The organism is Massilia sp. Se16.2.3 (genome assembly GCF_014171595.1).
Taxonomy (GTDB): domain Bacteria; phylum Pseudomonadota; class Gammaproteobacteria; order Burkholderiales; family Burkholderiaceae_D; genus Telluria.
Genome location: NZ_CP050451.1, coordinates 4,382,273 through 4,397,345 on the forward strand (window position 1 = coordinate 4,382,273; position 15,073 = coordinate 4,397,345).

Sequence of the window (15,073 nt, forward strand, 5' to 3'; positions counted from 1 at the left end):
AGGGCCAGGGCCGCGCCTTGACGCGCGGCCGGGAGCGGTCAGGAATTACCCGACGATCCCTTCGGCTTGGCGGGACGACGGCTGCGCACAGCCGGCTTGCGTGCCGGACGCGCGGGTGCGCCGCGGCCGGCTTTCGCACGCGTGGCGTTCTCGCCGGGCGCCACGTTGCCGTTGACGTCGTCCGGCAAGGCGTGTTCGTCTTCCTCGTCCGCATCATCCATCGCCATCGCCGCCACCGGCGCTGCGACCTCGGCCACGGGCACCTCGGCCGCCGGGGCCTCGTCCGCAGGGGCATCGGCCGGAGCAAGGTCGGCCGGCGCGGCATCCGCCGCCGGTGCTTTTCCTGCCCGCCGCCTTGCGTGGCGCACGGCGCTTTTCCTTCTTGGCCGGCTCGGCAGAAGCCGTCTCCGGCAGCGGTGCTGCCTCTTCGGCAACCGGCACCTCCGCCTCGTCGGCCACTGGTGTGGGCCACGACTGGGCAATGTCGAACGCGGCCTCTTCGACGATGGGCTCGAGCACTTCCTGATCGTCCGACGCCTGGACGGCCTCGTCCGGCGTCACCGCCACGAAGGGCACCTCGCCGCGCGTGTTCTTGCGGCCACGGCCGCCACGGCTGCGGCCCTTGGCCTTGTTCTCTTCCCTGGCTTCGACCGGTGGCGCGGCATCCTCGCCAGGAGCTCCCGGCAAGTCGGCCACGCTATCGGCGCTGGCCATCCCTTCCAGCGCCGGCATGGCCGGCGCACTGCTGCTGCGGAACACATAGGTGCCCGACTTCTCGTCGCGGCCGAATTCGAACAGGCCGCGCGCCTGCGCTTCCTCCAGCAGGTTGCCGAAGGTGCGGAAGCCGAAGTACACCTCGGAGAATTCCGGACGGCGGCGCTTGAGGGTGTCCTTCAGCAGCGAAGCCCAGATCTTGCCGGTGTCGCCACGCTCGGAGACCAGCGCGTCGAAGGTCTCGGCGACCATTTCCAGGGCTTGCGTCTTGCGCGCGTCGAGTTCTTCCTTGCGGCGGTCGTCGCCCGGACGCTTGCTTGGCTGCGCCTTGCGTTCATCGCGTTTCGCAGCCGCGCGGCGCACTTCGCGCACCAGGTCGTCGTAGAAGATGAATTCGTCGCAGTTCGCCACCAGCAGGTCGGAGGTTGACTGCTTGACGCCCACGCCGATCACCTGCTTGTTGTTTTCGCGCAGCTTGGAGACCAGCGGCGAAAAGTCGGAATCACCGCTGATGATGACGAAGGTGTTGACGTGCGACTTCGTGTAGCAGAGGTCGAGCGCGTCGACCACGAGGCGGATGTCGGCCGAGTTCTTGCCGGACTGGCGCACATGCGGGATTTCGATCAGCTCGAAGTTCGCTTCGTGCATGGTCGACTTGAAGCCCTTGTAGCGATCCCAGTCGCAATAGGCTTTCTTGACCGTGATGCTGCCCTTGAGCAGGAGCCGCTCGAGCACGGGTTTGATGTCGAACTTTTCGTAATTCGCATCGCGCACGCCCAGTGCGACGTTTTCGAAGTCGCAGAAGACCGCCATGCTGATGTTTTCGGATGAAGCCATGTTTGTTATTTTCTAATTAAGAAGGACGGTTACCCGCCGGATTATACGCACAACGTGAAGCGCTCCCGCGCATGTCCCATCAAGCGTGCCGCCGCGTGCGCCGTGCGCTACGCCCGGCGTGCTGTAAAACTTGCCATGCCCAAAAAAATTTTCCAATCGTAACGTGCATACGTCGCTCGACGGTATACACTTGACCCGCACCGGGTAATCTTTCCGCACCGCAATCAAGATTACCACCGGGTGCGAAATCAGTACCGCAACCTTCACCTGCGAGCCTGCATGACCCCATCGAAGCGCCTTGTCGTCCGTTTACGCCACACCTGCCCACGCTGCCCGCCGCGTGCCGGCGCGGTGGCCTGATCCGTTTCCCCAGCATCCCGGACCCATGCAATCCTGCCTCGACGAGCTCGCCGCTCCCGTCACATCGCCCACGCGCCTGCCTGGCGCAGTGCAGCGCGCGCTGCCGCTGCTGCTGACGGCCCTGCCCCAGGCCGCCGCCATCCTCTCGCAAACCACCGGGGCACGCGCGCCTGGCAGATGCTGGTGCTGGCGCTGCCTGCCTGGTTCTGGCTGTGGTGGCCGCTGGGCACCCCGCGCCGGCGCAGCGTGCAGGGCCTGCTCTGCTTCGCCCGGGGCTGGGCTTCGTGCTCGACGGCGCCGTGCGCGGCTTCCTGCTCGCCGCCTACGACGCCCTGCCGAACAGTTCGATGGTCCTCTCCGCCGTCGCCAACACCACAGGCGAGGAATCGCGCGAATTCGTCAATATGTACTGGCGCGACCTGCTGGCCTGGGGCGCGTTCGGGCTGTTGTGGAGCGCAGCGCTGGGGCTGGGACAGGTGCTCTGGTGGCGCTCGCCGCCGAAGTTGCCCGGGCCGCGCGGCTGGACCATCGTGCTCGCCATCCTGCTGTTCGCGCTGGTGGTGGGCAGCCTGGTCAGCAAACCCCGGCGCCGCCACCATCCGCTGCTGTTCTGGCCGCAATGGGCCCGGGACGTGGGCGACCTGCGCCAGCAATGGGCCAGCCTCGGCCGCCAGCGCAGCGAACTGCTGGCCGGCGCCGCCGCGATCAAGCCCGTGCTGTCGGCCGACGGTCCCGACACGCTGGTGCTCGTCATCAGCGAGAGCATGAACCGCAGTAACCTCAGCAGCTATGGCTACCCGCGCCCGACCTCGCCCGCCCTGTTCGAGCGCCAGCGCGTGCTGGGCGGGCAGATGCAGGTGTTCCGCCATGCCTGGTCGGTCAACGCCTCGACGGTGCCGGCCCTGCGCAACCTGTTCTATTTCGGCGCGCCGGAAGCGCAGGAGCGCGTGCACCTGCTGGCGCTGGCACGGGCCGCCGGCTACCGCACCTTCTGGATCAGCAACCACAACGACCTCGCCATCGAGCAGGAGCATGCGCGCCTGGCCGACCAGGTGAGCATCCTGAACAACATGCCGGGCCGCGGCTCGCGCCCTCGACGAACAGGTGCTGCCGGTGGCACGCGCGGCGCTGGCCGATCCGGCGCCGCGCAAGTTGATCGTGCTGCACATGCTGGGCTTGCATCCGCACTACCGCATGCGCCACCCGGCCGGCCTCGAGCCCTTCGCGGGTGCCAGCGACGGCGTCGACGCGCGCCTGCGCGCAGCCGGGCGTCCGGCCTGGCTGCGCGAACTGCGCAACGACTACGATTCGGCGGTGCGCTACCACGACAGCACCGTGGCGGCCACGCTCGACCTGTCGCGCCAGGCTTCCGGCAAGCAGGTCTGGGTCTACCTGTCCGACCACGGCCAGGAAGTGGGCCATACGATCGACCGCGCCGGCCACAGCGCGACCACGCCGGACGGCTACCGCATCCCGCTGATGCTGTGGAGTTCGTTCGACCGGGCGGCGCCGGCGCAAGGGCTGAGCGCCCCGGTACGCGGCGACTGGCTCGGCTACAGCCTGACCCGCCTGCTCGGCATCGACTGGCGCGGCGCCGAACCGAAACGCGACGTGCTCGACCGCCGCTACCGCTGGCAGGCGCCGAGTTTGCCCCTGAAAATCGACTTCAAGAATTCCTGACACCGCGGCTTCAAAGGCGTTCCAGCGTGGCGGCATCTGGCTCGCCATCGAAGAAGGTGTCGAGGCAGCCCTGGAACACGGCTTCGTCGGGCGCGACGTCGGCGAACAGGGTCATCGAGGAATGGAATTTGCGGTCGTCCGGGCTGTCGAAGATCTCGCCGATGGCGCGGTCGTCGTGGATGGCGACCAGCCTGGCGCACTCGCGCAGGCGCGGCCCCAGCACGGGATGCGCCAGGTAGGCGGCGGCTTCGTCGCTCGAGGCGATCGCATAGCGGCGCGCCATCTCGCTGCTGCCCAGGCCCTGGATCTGCGGGAACACGAACCACATCCAGTGGCTGCGCTTCCTGCCCGTGCGCAGCTCGGCGAGGACGGTGGAATACACGGGGTCCTGGGCGGCGACGAAGCGGTCCAGGTCGAAATCTTGGTTCATGACGATTCTCCCAGTCGAGCGTTCGTAGCGTCCATGCTACGCCTTTCGCACTCTTTGCTAAAGTGGCACCACGATGACACCCGAACACCTGCTCCTGCTTCTCACGCGCGAGATGCCGTACGGTAAATACGAGGGCCGCAAGATCGCCGACCTGCCCGGCCACTACCTCGGCTGGTTCGCGCGCGAAGGCTTTCCGCGCGGCGAACTGGGCGAACTGCTGTCGCTCATGTACGAGCTCGACCACAACGACCTGCGCGGCCTGCTCGACCCGCTGCGTGGACGCTAGCCGCGGCACCCAGCCCTGCGTTGCCAGTCAGCAACGGAAATGACGAATTTGAGTATATTTCCAAGAGGCTGCCCGGCTGGCGCGCCCGGCACCATGCGGGTTGGCTATAATGTTGCCGCAGTCAACCATTGCACTATTCCCGAATCCGTCAGCGCATGCACACAACAGCGGGCCCGGCGCCCACCGTCCTCATCGTCGAGGACGACGAACACATCTCGCAAGTCCTGCGCTTCATGCTCGAGCGCCAGGGCTACCAGGTCGTGCACATGGCCGACGGCCGGGCCGCGTCTGCCCATATTGCGCAGGCCGAGCCGCCGGCGCTGGTGCTGCTCGACGTGATGCTGCCGTATGTCGACGGGTTCGAAATCGTGGCCCTGATCCGCGCCCAGCCGCTCTGGCGCGATATCCCCGTGCTGATGCTCACCGCAAAGAACACCGAGCGCGACACCGTGCGCGCGCTCGACGCCGGCGCCAGCGACTTCGTCATCAAGCCGTTCCAGCCCCGGGGAGCTGCTGGCGCGCGTGCGCCGCTACCTGCGGCCGGGGGCCTAGCCCGCCTGGACCGGCATTGACGCCGTCCTCCGATGCCTTCATCGCTGCCGCCATCTGGACCGGCCTGGGGGCGCTGCTGCTCACGATCCTGCTTGCCCTGCAGATCGTCGGCATGCGCATCGTGCTGCGCCGCAGCGAACGCAACGAGGCGCGCGTGCTGGCGCGCTGGCGCCCGCTGCTCAACGCCGCCATCGTCGGCGAGGCACCCCTCTCCCTGCCGCCGCTGCACCCCGCCGAGCGCCTGCCTTTCCTGCGCCTCTGGGCGCACCTGCAGGGGTTCGCTGCGCGGCGAGGCCAGCGATGCGCTCAACGAGGTCGCGCGCCGCCTCGGCATCGACGCCCACGCGCGGGTGCTGCTCGAACGCGGCACGCGCACGGCGCGCCTGCTGGCCGCGCTCGTGCTCGGCCACATGCGCGACAAGGACGCCTGGCCGGCGCTGCTGCGCATGGCCGGCCAGGCCGACAACACCGTCGCCCTGACCGCGCTATGGGCGCTGGTGCGCATCGATCCGCGCGCCGCCGCCGACTACATGGTGCCCTTGTTCATCCAGCGCGAGGACTGGGCGCTGTCGCTGGCGGCCGGCATCCTGCAGCAGGCCATCGCCCCGGCCACCGTCGCGCTGGCGCGCATCCTTCCCGACCTCGAACCGGCGCGCCTGCCGCGCGCGCTGCGCATCGCCGAGGCCCTGCACGTGACCCTGCCGGCCGGCGTGCTGCGTACCGCGCTCCTGAGCGAAGCGATGCCGGTGGTGATCGCCGGCCTGCGCAGCGTGCGTACGCCGGAGACGATCGCGGAAGTGCGCGCGCTGCTGGCGCATGCCGACTGGCAGGTGCGCGTCCAGGCTGCGCGCGCGCTGGGCCGGGTTGGCGGGCGCGCCGATGCCGACCGCCTGCTGGCCCTGCTCGCCGACCGCGAATGGTGGGTACGCTACCGCGCGGCCCAGGCGCTGCTGGAGCTGCCCGCCCTGTCGCGCGCCGAACTCGAAAGCCTGCGCGCTTCCCTGACCGACCGCTTCGCCGCCGACATGCTGTCGCAGGCGATGGCAGAAAGCGGGATGACATGAACACGGGCAACCTCCTCGTCGCTTTCATCACCTGGTTCGTGCTGTGCTTTTTCATCGCACTGAACGGGGGCTATCTGCTGCTGAACCTGTTCTCGCTGCGCACCTTGCGCCGGCGCGGCCAGGAGCAGTTCCTCGACAACCTGCCGCGCGCCTATTCCGGCCTGGAGCCGCCGGTCAGCATCCTGGTGCCCGCGTACAACGAGGAAGCGACGATCGCCGCCTCGATCCGCTCGATGCTGCAGCTGACCTATGCCGAGTTCGAGATCGTCGTCATCAACGACGGCTCGAAAGACGCCACCCTCGACGTATTGAAGCGCGAATTCGCGCTGCTACCCTTCCCCGAGGCCTACCGGCGCCAGATCGCCACCAAGGAAGTGCGCCAGATCTACCGCTCGACGCGCTACCCGAACGTGCGCGTCATCGACAAGTTCAACGGCGGCAAGGCCGACTCGCTCAACGCCGGCATCAACGCCTCGCGCTACCCGCTGTTCTGCGGCGTCGACGCCGATTCGATCCTGCAGCGCGACAGCCTCTCGAAGGTCACCGAGCCTTTCCTGCGCGACCCGACCATGGTCGCCACCGGCGGCACCGTGCGCGTGGCGAACGGCTGCGAAGTATCGGGCGGCTTCCTCACCCGCGTGGGCCTGCCGACGAACGCCTTAGCCCTGTTCCAGGTCGTCGAATACCTGCGCGCCTTCCTGTTCGGCCGGCTCGGCTGGTCGTCGCTGAACGGCATGCTGATCATTTCCGGCGCCTTCGGCGTCTTCCGCAAGGACGCGGTGGTGCTGGCCGGCGGCTACCGCCCCGACACCATCGGCGAAGACATGGAGCTCGTCGTGCGCATGCACCGCACGCTGCGCGAGAAGCGCCAGCCCTACCGCATCGAATTCGTGCCCGACCCGGTGTGCTGGACCGAGGCCCCGGAGGACATGGCGACGCTGAAGAACCAGCGCGTGCGCTGGCAGCGCGGCCTGGCCGAAAGCCTGAACGCCAACTGGGGGCTGATGTTCTCGCGTAACGGCGGCGTGGCCGGCTGGCTCGCCTTTCCCTTCATGCTCTTCTTCGAGTGGCTGGGACCGGTGATCGAACTGGGCGGCTACATCTTCATGACTTACGCCTTCCTCACCGGCCTGGTCTCCTGGGTGGCTTTCGGGGCGTTCCTGTTCGTCGCCCTGGGACTGGGCATCCTGCTGTCGGCCTCGGGCCTGCTGCTGGAAGAGATGTCCTTCCACCTCTACCCGCGCGGCAAGCAGCTGCTGATGCTGGGCCTGATCGTGATCCTCGAGAACTTCGGCTACCGTCAGCTCAATACCTGGTGGCGCCTGATCGGCCTGTGGCGCTGGCTGCGCGGGAAAGAGTCGACCTGGGGCGCGATGAAACGCAAGGGCAACTGGGCGGCAGAGAACGCGCCGGCGCCGGCCACCGCTGCGCCGCCGGCCCCATCCGATGACCCCCTGCCGGCCGACAAAGGGCGCGACGCGCCATGAAACGGCTGCTGCCCGCGCTGCTCTTCCTGATGTCTTCCTGCGCCCACGCCGCCCACCTCTACCGGTGCCCGCCCGATGCCGCGCCGGCCGAAGGCGTGCGCGCCAGGCTGCCTGGCGGCGACGTCCGGTGGTGGCCACCGCCTCCCCCGCTTGCCGCGGCCTTGCGCTCGGCGTCGAGGCTGCCCAGGTTGCCGCGCTCTACCCGCTGCCGCCGCAGGAGCGCCCGGCGCGCACCATCCTGCTGTATGGCCCACATGGCAAGCTGCCCTTCGCGCCGTCCAGCCACGAACTGCCCCAGCCCGACCCGCCGGGCGCGACGCCGCCGCGGCGGCCGCAGCCGATGGGCGCCAACCTGCTGGCCGACGCCCGCATCCGTCCCTTCGGCGTCGAGGAACGCGTCCGCGTGGAGCAGGCCGATGGCCGCCTGCGCCTGCAGTGCGCGGCCGGCACGCGCGCCGCCGGGGTGCTGGTCGATGGCCCCTGGACCCTGTCGCGCGCGAACGTGCTTCTGGTGGCCAGCTATGCCGCAACGGGCGTCTTTTTCCGTCCAGGCGGCGGACGCCGCGTCGGCCGCGCGCGAAGCCTCGCATCCCCCGGGCGAACTGGCCCCCTCCAAGGCATCGCGGCGCGCACAGCTGGCCTTGCCGGCGGCGCTCGACCGCGCCAGCTGGCGCCAGTTCGTGATTCTCTGCCCGCAGGAGGAAGCAACCCCGGTGCTCGACACGCTGGCGCTCGAAGCCCAGCCGGCCGCGGCGGTCGCGTCGCGTTCGTCCCGGATCTGGGAGCGCGCCGCCTGGCGCGACGATGCCGAGGGCCTGCTGGCCTGGGCCGGGCGCGAAAAGATCAAGGAATTGTTCATCGTCGTTACCCTCGACGGCGCGCAGGTACGCGAGCCTGCGCGCCTGGCCGCATTCGTCCGCCGCGCCGGGCGCGCAGGCATCGCGGTGACGGCCGTCGAAGGCGACCCGCACATGGTGCTGCCCAACCATCGCGCCGCCACCGTCGACCGCGCCCGCGCTTACGCCGCCTACAACCGCGCCGTCGCGCCGGACGAACGGCTGCGCGCGATGCAGTTCGATATCGAACCCTACCTGCTCGACGACGACGTGCTGGCACCGCGGGACCGCGACCACGTCTACCTCGACACGGCACGCGCGCTGCATGAGGCCGCGGCGGGCACGCCGCTCGAATTCGTGGTGCCCTTCTGGTGGTCGGACAAGACCGAGCTGCTGGACGGCCTGGCCAGCGCGGCGGACGCGATCGCGGTGATGGACTACCGTACCGATCCGGAACAGATTGTCCGCTTCGCCGTCCCCTTCCTCGACTGGGGTGCCCGGTACGGCAAGCGCGTGCGCATTGCGCTGGAAGCGGGCAAGGTGGGGGCCGAAGTGCAGCGCCGCTACGTGCGCGCCGATGATGGCGAAGCGGGCGAACTGCTGCTGGCCGAGCTGGACGGAGCGCGCGCGCTGGTGCTGCTGCGCGCGCCGGTGAAGGAGGCCACCCTGCCCCGGTATCGCCTGAGCGGCGAGCGCACGCTCGATGGCAGCGCAACGAGCTTTTACGGCCAGCGCGACGCCCTGCGCAAGCTGCTGCCTGGCCTCGAGCGCGATTTTTCGGCCTGGCCCGGCTTTGCCGGAATCGCCCTGCACGGCTGGCGCTAATCCGGCTTCGGCGCTTGCGGGCAAATAGCAGCGCAACGCGAGCGCTAAAGAGGATATATTCCAGGAATGTACGCAATAATGACGCTCGCGGCGGCCGCTTGCCCGTCGCCCTGGCTCATTTTCTTCATTCGACGTCCTGTATCCGGGGGATTGATGCGGCACGGCATTCACCCTCGGATATCTGGCTCGCGATAATCCGGTATCGTTGCAGAATAAAAAAACCGCGGCAATATGCCGCGGTTTTTTATTCGGCGATATGGCTATCAGCCGCCGCTACCACCAGTGGTTCCGCCGGTGCCACCAGTCAAGATGTTTTCACTAGCGTCCTTGCGCACGCTTTCGAGCAGGGTCGCGATCGGGGCGCCATTGGCACCGACCACCTTGGCCGTCTTCAGGGCTTCCAGCACCGCATCCTGGGCATTGCCAGGATTGGTGGCGCTCTTCGGCACCAGCGTGGCCGACAGGAAGTCATTCGGTACGGACACGCCGCCGGCAGCCGTCGAGACGAGCTGGACCACGCGGTTGGCGGTGGCGGTCATCATGGTGGCGTTACCGACGATGACGCGCACATTGGCGTTCTGCGCCAGCTGGGTTGGCGTGGCAGCAACGCCGGCGCCCGACGAGGTGGAAATATAGGCAACGAACATCTCGGTCAGCGGAGTGATGTTGGCCTTGGCGCCATCGCCGGCGGCGATCGAGCGCAGGGTCACGCCGTTTTGGGTGAGCGACAGGATGCACGGACCTTCACCCGGTACCGCCACCTTGACGGTATAGGAGCCGTCGGTGCCGGTGACGGCGGTGGCAGTACCGGTCTTGCAGGTCGCGGTCACAGTGGCACCCGCGATGGCGGCGCCGGTAGCGGCGGTCCCGCTCATCGTGATCGCATAGCTGACCGTCGGCGGCGGCACGACCACAACCGGAGGAGGTGGCACAACCACCACCGGTGGCGGCGCGCTATCGCCACCGCCGCCACCACAGGCTGCCAGGGCAGAGACCATGCCGGCCATCAGCACCAGTTTGCAAGCGGCGCTCAATTGAAAGCTCTTGTTCATCCAATACATCCTTTTTGTGTTGTTATACTTAATTAACGAAGTCGTGCGCGCTGCACTCCGGCAAAAACCGGCTTTCGAACAAATGCGTGGTACCGCCCAGCCAGCCAATCAGCGACAACACTATATAGCAGTGCATTTCTGACAGCAACTTTCCAATTGCCTGGCAATAGACAAGCGATCAATTCTCACCCAAATGTCACCTGCCTCTTTGCCGGCCCAAATGCGCGGAACCGGCGAGGCTATTATTTAAAACTCCTGATTCATCAAGTCCGTATATTCCAGGAATGCATTTCGCATCCGCGGCATCTGGCGCACGATATATTCGCGCCCGATTCGGCCCTGATTGAAATAGTTCGCCCGCGTGCCATATACCATCGGTAATTCTTCCACCACACCCATGTTGATGCAGTTGCACTCCCCGCGGCGTGCGTATTTGGTTTCCACCCGGGCCATGTAACTGCCCGTGCCTTCCACGTGGGTCCAGCCCGGCTTCATGCCCTTGCGCGGCGTCAGCGGCATGGCCAGGCCGAAGCCGATGCGCATTTCGACGTCGCTCTTCTTGAGATAGGCCTGGGCCTGGACATCGCCGAACCAGCGGCTCACCTGCAGGAAGGGCCCTTTGTCCTCCCCACGGTAGCGCTGGTAGCCGGCCTCGACCGACGCATTCAAGGGGGCGTAGTTCCACATGTATGAGACCAGACCCGCTTCGATGTGGTCCGAGCGGTAGCGGAATTGTTCGCGCAGGTGGCTGTATTGCACGCGCACCTGATCGCCAGTACCCGGCACGAACCAGGTCGACTCATTCTGCACGCCGTCGAGGTCGTACATGTACTTGCCGGCCGAGGTGACGTTGACGATGCTGTCGGTCAGCCAGATCGCCTGGCTCAGCACGGCGGTGCGCAGGCCGTTGCGTTGCTGGGCCCACCCCAGGAAACCATGCGCCACGTCGTCGGACTCGGCCACCGTCTGCACATAGTTGGTGTAGACCTCGGCGCCCGTCCATGCCGGCACGATGGTCTGGACACTCGCGGCAAGGCTGTAGTCGAGCAGGCCCTTCTCGGTGCCGACGAAATGCACGGTGCGCGGTTCGACCCGGATGCGGGAATAGCCGCGTGGCCCTTCTTCCACGTCGAGCCACTGGACGCCCCTGCCCGCCTTCGGGCGGAACTGGAAGGACAGCGCCGATTGCGCTTCACGCCACTGGCCGTTCCCCAGGAAACGCAGGTAGCTCGCCCTCTCCACGGACGTCCCGTACAAGGCCAGTCCCGCCCTTTTGGTCACGACGGACACCGTGCGAATGTCGGCCGGCGCCAGCCTGACAGCCGCGCCCAGGGCGACGCCGATGGCATCGACTTCATTCTGGTTATAGCGATGGTTCTCGTATTCGACCACCATCTCGGCGCCACGCTTGCCGATGCGCACGCGCTCCAGGCCAGCCGCCACGAGTGCGTCACGGATACGCGCCATGGCATCGCCGGCAAGCGCGGGCGGCGCCACCGGTGGCAAGACTGGCTGCTTCGATGCGTACGCCGCGTTCGCGTCCATGCCGGCACGGCGCGGCGGCGCGGCCAGCACCGGCCCGGGCGCGGCGGCCGCCGCCGCGGGCGCAGGCTCGGGCGCTGCGCCGGCCTGGGGATAGGCCTGGGCTACGGCAACCGCCGACGGCGCCGGGCGTGCCGGGACATCCCATATCCTGCCGTTCTCGCCGACGGGAATCACCAGGTTGATACCGAAGGCCGAGCGTGCGTAAGGCTTGCCCGCCGGTGTGGAGGTGGCGAAAGCGCGCTGGGCGGTGGCGACGAAGCGCGCATTCGCCAGCACGGGAACAGCCGGACTTTCGTAACGCAGTCCGACATTGTTGGCCGCGCCGTTACGCTCGAGGATCACCGATGCGCCGCTGCGCCACAGCGGCACTTCGGCACTGGCAAAATAATTGCCCAGGTAATCCTCGCCTCGGGCCACGCCGGCAATCCAGCGCACAGGACCGAGGCGGTCGCTCGCCACCAGGTAGGTCGACTTGAAATAGGCCGCACCGCCACTGACGTCGTTGACGCCGAGGGCAATGTCCGGCTGCCAGCGGAAGAAGCGCGGCAGCATGAACTTGACGTTAGCGGACAGGTCGCGTGCGCCGCGCTTGCCGGACTCGACTGGGCTCATTTCCGCAAGGCGGGCTGAAATCTCGAGGTGCGGCAGCAGGCCCAGTGCGAACTGATAGTTTTCCGCGTCGCCGAACTGGGCGAAATTGGGGCCCAGGTAATTGTTCACGCCGAACACCATGGCGCCGTCAGGCAGCGTGCGCCCGTCGGGAAGGTTCAGGGTGCCTGACGAGCCGGATGTCGCCAGCGAGGTCCCTCCCGTGGACAGCCATGCTTGAGGCGGGGTCGCAGGCTGGGCGGCCGCAGTGGCGGTGATGAGCGGCGAAGCAAGTACCGCACAGTAGAGATTACGTCGGGATGTTTTCAATTCGATCAACTTGGCAAAGTATCTAACTAACGAAACCGTAGTGGGCACGCGGACAGCCGAACCGGACGTGATGTTTCCGTACAACAACTGTCAAATTCGAACGGTGCGTGCGACATCAAACGGCTGAGTTCATGTAATATCGAAACTGTGTGCACGCGTGAGAATGTGTGTACATGTTGCAATATTATTTCTAACAGTAACTATCAATTCACAGCAGGAAATCATGGACAAGATCGGACGGCTGCGCTGCATGGCACAGGAAGCCCTTCAGGAATACCAGGCCGCGGTCAGCGCGGGTGGGGAGCCTTCCTTTCCGCAATGGGCCGACGACTTGATGGCCGTCTGTGAAATGGCCGAGTCTGCTACCAGCCCGACGCCGCGCCTGACCCGAGCTGCTGAACACTACAGCCTGCGCCTGAGTTGACACGCCTGCCAGGGCGTCTTGCCGCCACCGCGTCCCTATCCGCTTCTCCTGCACCATCCTGCATTCAGCTGTTGGCAACCAGGTCCGCCTCCTCGCCCTGCCGCAGCTGTTCCAGGTGCACCCAGTCGACAATCTCGTCCGCAGGCCGGTAGCCCGCGACCAGCCCGTGCAGGATCAGCCTGATCTGGGCGACGTTGTTCGCCGCCAGCGCCGCTTCCAGCGTCGCCATCTTCGTCATCAACTGGTCCCAGGCAATTGCATCTTCACGCGCACGCATCACGCGCGGGTGGGCGGTGCCGGTCGGGTTATCGCCAATGAGCAGCTCTTCATAGAGTTTTTCGCCTGGCCGCAGCGCCGTAATGACGATCTCGATATCGCCCTCGGGCTGGTCTTCGTTCCTGAGCGACAGTCCCGACAACTCGACCATGCGCCGCGCCAGGTCGATGATGCGCACCGGCGTTCCCATGTCGAGCACGAAGACGTCCCCGCCCTCGGCCATCGCACCAGCCTGGATGACCAGCTGTGCCGCTTCAGGAATGGTCATGAAGTAGCGCGTGATGTCGGCATGGGTCAGCGTGATTGGCCCGCCGCAGCGGATCTGCTCGCGAAACAGCGGCACCACCGAGCCGCTCGAGCCGAGCACGTTACCGAAGCGCACCATCGAAAAGCGTGTCGCGCTGCCACGCAGCGCCATTCCCTGCAGCACCAGCTCGGCAAGCCGCTTGCTCGCTCCCATGACGTTGGTCGGCCGCACCGCCTTGTCGGTACTGATCAGCACGAAATCACGCACGCCGTATTCCGCCGCGGCCTTGACCGTGACGAGGGTGCCGAGCACGTTGTTGCGCACGCCTTCGGCGGGGTTGTGTTCCACCAGCGGCACGTGCTTGTACGCGGCCGCGTGATAGATCGTGTCGGGCCGCCAGGTGCGCATGATCTCGCGCATGCGCGCGTCGTCGCGCACCGACGCCAGCATCGGCAACACGCGCACGCCGCTGCCAGCCGCGATTGCCTGCAGTTCCTGATGGATGGTGTACAAGGCGAATTCGCTCAGTTCGACGAGGATCAGCGTGAGCGGCTCGAGCTTCAGGATCTGGCGGCACAACTCGCTGCCGATGGAGCCGCCCGCGCCCGTGACCAGCACGATCTTGTTGCGGATATTCCGGTGCAGCAGGTCGTCGTCGGGCGGCACCGGATCGCGGCCCAGCAAGTCTTCGATATCGAGCTCGTGCAGATCGCGCACGCGCACCTTCCCCTGCGCCAGGTCAGCCAGGCCAGGCAGGGTACGCACGTGCAGCGGCAGCTTCATGTCCTGGATGACGCGCATGATCTCGGCGCGCCGGGAGCGGCCCACTGCCGGCAGTGCCAGCAGCAGATCGGTGACGCCTCGTTGCTTCACCAGCGCCGGCAAACCCGCCACCGCGTGCACGCGCAGGCCGTCGATCGTCCCGCCCTGCAGGTTGCGTGCGTCGTCGATGAAGCCACGCACCACCATTTCCTGGCCGCTCGCAAGCGAATTGGCAAGCTGACGCCCCGCCGAGCCGGCGCCATAGATCATCACCTGGGGTAGCGCGCGCCGTCCGGGATTGCGCACGTAGCGCGCACCCAGCAGGTAGCGTACCGACAGGCGGCTGGCGCCGACCGTCACGAACAGCATCAGGGGAATGGCCAGTCCAATGCTGCGAGGCACCCCTGGAATGCCGATAAAAGTGAACAACAGCAGGAAGAACAAGCAGATCGCCGTGCTGGCCTTCACAAGCGCCATCAGTGCGTCGGCACCCGAAAACCGGAAGATCGCACGGTACATGCCCGAGATAACGTAGATCGGCACGGACAGGCCCACGGCAGCGATCAGGACACGCACCTGCGGCTCGGTAGGGAAGGTCCACTCCTCCAACCTGAGGCCGAAGGCAATCCAGACACACCCGACGCACAAACTTACATCCACCAGCAGTGCAAGCCCTCGCTTGACCGAGCGTGGCAGCGCAAGCAATCGATCTACAAACTTACTCATCATCACTTTCAGGGAGGCTTGCGCCTCTTCTATTTATTGCACCTGCCAGCCA

13 protein-coding genes and 2 pseudogenes are annotated in these 15,073 nt (G+C 66.8%); 8 read left to right on the forward strand and 7 right to left on the reverse strand.

From position 1 onward, the window contains the following. Window positions 1–38 precede the first annotated feature (38 nt). Both G4G31_RS19955 and G4G31_RS19960 read right to left on the reverse strand, forming a co-directional pair. Window positions 39–1,527 (reverse strand): annotated as a pseudogene (locus G4G31_RS19955) (NYN domain-containing protein). A 706-nt stretch (window positions 1,528–2,233) separates the two neighbouring features. Then, entirely contained in the window at window positions 2,234–2,677 is a 444-nt protein-coding gene (locus G4G31_RS19960) for a hypothetical protein (protein WP_182989068.1), read from the reverse strand. On the opposite strand from G4G31_RS19960, the pseudogene G4G31_RS29465 reads away from it, so the two are divergent. Both G4G31_RS29465 and G4G31_RS19965 read left to right on the forward strand, forming a co-directional pair. After that, a pseudogene (locus tag G4G31_RS29465) lies at window positions 2,676–2,861 on the forward strand (sulfatase); the annotation flags it as partial. The gene G4G31_RS19960 and the pseudogene G4G31_RS29465 overlap by 2 nt on opposite strands. Window positions 2,862–3,024: 163 nt before the next feature. Beyond that, window positions 3,025–3,591 carry a sulfatase-like hydrolase/transferase gene (locus G4G31_RS19965; protein WP_182989069.1) on the forward strand — a complete coding sequence of 189 codons (567 nt, stop codon included), beginning with the start codon at window positions 3,025–3,027 and terminating at the stop codon, window positions 3,589–3,591. Window positions 3,592–3,601: 10 nt separating this feature from the next. Here the strand turns inward: G4G31_RS19965 and G4G31_RS19970 are convergent, their stop codons facing one another. Then, on the reverse strand, window positions 3,602–4,021 hold the full coding sequence (locus tag G4G31_RS19970) for a DUF1810 domain-containing protein (protein ID WP_182989070.1): 420 nt from the start codon (window positions 4,019–4,021) through the stop codon (window positions 3,602–3,604). Window positions 4,022–4,094: 73 nt separating this feature from the next. Between G4G31_RS19970 and G4G31_RS19975 the strand changes: the two genes are divergently transcribed. The 4 genes from G4G31_RS19975 (at window position 4,095) to G4G31_RS19990 (ending at window position 7,410) form a co-directional block, all read left to right on the forward strand. Then, complete coding sequence (locus tag G4G31_RS19975; RefSeq protein WP_182989071.1) at window positions 4,095–4,307, forward strand: DUF3820 family protein; 213 nt, start codon at window positions 4,095–4,097, stop codon at window positions 4,305–4,307. A gap of 155 nt (window positions 4,308–4,462) precedes the next feature. Next, entirely contained in the window at window positions 4,463–4,879 is a 417-nt protein-coding gene (locus tag G4G31_RS19980; protein WP_229425139.1) for a response regulator, read from the forward strand. A gap of 330 nt (window positions 4,880–5,209) precedes the next feature. Then, on the forward strand, window positions 5,210–5,923 hold the full coding sequence (locus G4G31_RS19985; protein WP_182989072.1) for a HEAT repeat domain-containing protein: 714 nt from the start codon (window positions 5,210–5,212) through the stop codon (window positions 5,921–5,923). Beyond that, window positions 5,920–7,410: a glycosyltransferase family 2 protein gene (locus G4G31_RS19990; protein WP_182989073.1), complete on the forward strand. Its 1,491-nt coding sequence runs from the start codon at window positions 5,920–5,922 to the stop codon at window positions 7,408–7,410. Before G4G31_RS19985 ends, G4G31_RS19990 begins: the two co-directional genes overlap by 4 nt. A 58-nt stretch (window positions 7,411–7,468) precedes the next feature. Here G4G31_RS19990 and G4G31_RS19995 read toward each other — a convergent pair whose 3' ends face one another. After that, window positions 7,469–7,666 (reverse strand): hypothetical protein, encoded by a 198-nt coding sequence (locus G4G31_RS19995; RefSeq protein ID WP_182989074.1) that lies wholly within the window; start codon window positions 7,664–7,666, stop codon window positions 7,469–7,471. A gap of 265 nt (window positions 7,667–7,931) precedes the next feature. Between G4G31_RS19995 and G4G31_RS20000 the strand changes: the two genes are divergently transcribed. After that, window positions 7,932–9,071 (forward strand): hypothetical protein, encoded by a 1,140-nt coding sequence (locus tag G4G31_RS20000; RefSeq protein ID WP_182989075.1) that lies wholly within the window; start codon window positions 7,932–7,934, stop codon window positions 9,069–9,071. A 263-nt stretch (window positions 9,072–9,334) separates the two neighbouring features. Here the strand turns inward: G4G31_RS20000 and G4G31_RS20005 are convergent, their stop codons facing one another. Together G4G31_RS20005 and G4G31_RS20010 are read right to left on the reverse strand one after the other, a co-directional pair. Then, window positions 9,335–10,123, reverse strand: a complete 789-nt coding sequence (locus tag G4G31_RS20005; protein ID WP_182989076.1) for a hypothetical protein — start codon at window positions 10,121–10,123, stop codon at window positions 9,335–9,337. Between the two features lie 246 nt (window positions 10,124–10,369). Next, window positions 10,370–12,670 (reverse strand): YjbH domain-containing protein, encoded by a 2,301-nt coding sequence (locus tag G4G31_RS20010; RefSeq protein WP_183107600.1) that lies wholly within the window; start codon window positions 12,668–12,670, stop codon window positions 10,370–10,372. A 139-nt stretch (window positions 12,671–12,809) separates the two neighbouring features. Between G4G31_RS20010 and G4G31_RS20015 the strand changes: the two genes are divergently transcribed. Next, window positions 12,810–13,010 carry a hypothetical protein gene (locus G4G31_RS20015; protein WP_182989078.1) on the forward strand — a complete coding sequence of 67 codons (201 nt, stop codon included), beginning with the start codon at window positions 12,810–12,812 and terminating at the stop codon, window positions 13,008–13,010. A gap of 64 nt (window positions 13,011–13,074) precedes the next feature. Here G4G31_RS20015 and G4G31_RS20020 read toward each other — a convergent pair whose 3' ends face one another. Continuing rightward, a complete protein-coding gene (locus G4G31_RS20020) occupies window positions 13,075–15,024 on the reverse strand; it encodes a nucleoside-diphosphate sugar epimerase/dehydratase (protein WP_182989079.1) in 1,950 nt (649 codons plus the stop codon). Window positions 15,025–15,073: the final 49 nt, after the last annotated feature.

Excerpts from the sequence above, each read along its gene's own strand:
- G4G31_RS20015 (WP_182989078.1), top strand. The coding sequence starts at position 12,810 with ATGGACAAGATCGGACGGCTGCGCTGCATGGCACAGGAAGCCCTTCAG.
- G4G31_RS19970 (WP_182989070.1), bottom strand. The coding sequence starts at position 4,021 with ATGAACCAAGATTTCGACCTGGACCGCTTCGTCGCCGCCCAGGACCCC.
- G4G31_RS20020 (WP_182989079.1), bottom strand. The coding sequence starts at position 15,024 with ATGATGAGTAAGTTTGTAGATCGATTGCTTGCGCTGCCACGCTCGGTC.
- G4G31_RS19975 (WP_182989071.1), top strand. The coding sequence starts at position 4,095 with ATGACACCCGAACACCTGCTCCTGCTTCTCACGCGCGAGATGCCGTAC.
- G4G31_RS19980 (WP_229425139.1), top strand. The coding sequence starts at position 4,463 with ATGCACACAACAGCGGGCCCGGCGCCCACCGTCCTCATCGTCGAGGAC.
- G4G31_RS19960 (WP_182989068.1), bottom strand. The coding sequence starts at position 2,677 with ATGCTCTCGCTGATGACGAGCACCAGCGTGTCGGGACCGTCGGCCGAC.
- G4G31_RS20000 (WP_182989075.1), top strand. The coding sequence starts at position 7,932 with ATGCCGCAACGGGCGTCTTTTTCCGTCCAGGCGGCGGACGCCGCGTCG.
- G4G31_RS20005 (WP_182989076.1), bottom strand. The coding sequence starts at position 10,123 with ATGAACAAGAGCTTTCAATTGAGCGCCGCTTGCAAACTGGTGCTGATG.
- G4G31_RS19990 (WP_182989073.1), top strand. The coding sequence starts at position 5,920 with ATGAACACGGGCAACCTCCTCGTCGCTTTCATCACCTGGTTCGTGCTG.
- G4G31_RS19995 (WP_182989074.1), bottom strand. The coding sequence starts at position 7,666 with ATGTGGGCCATACAGCAGGATGGTGCGCGCCGGGCGCTCCTGCGGCGG.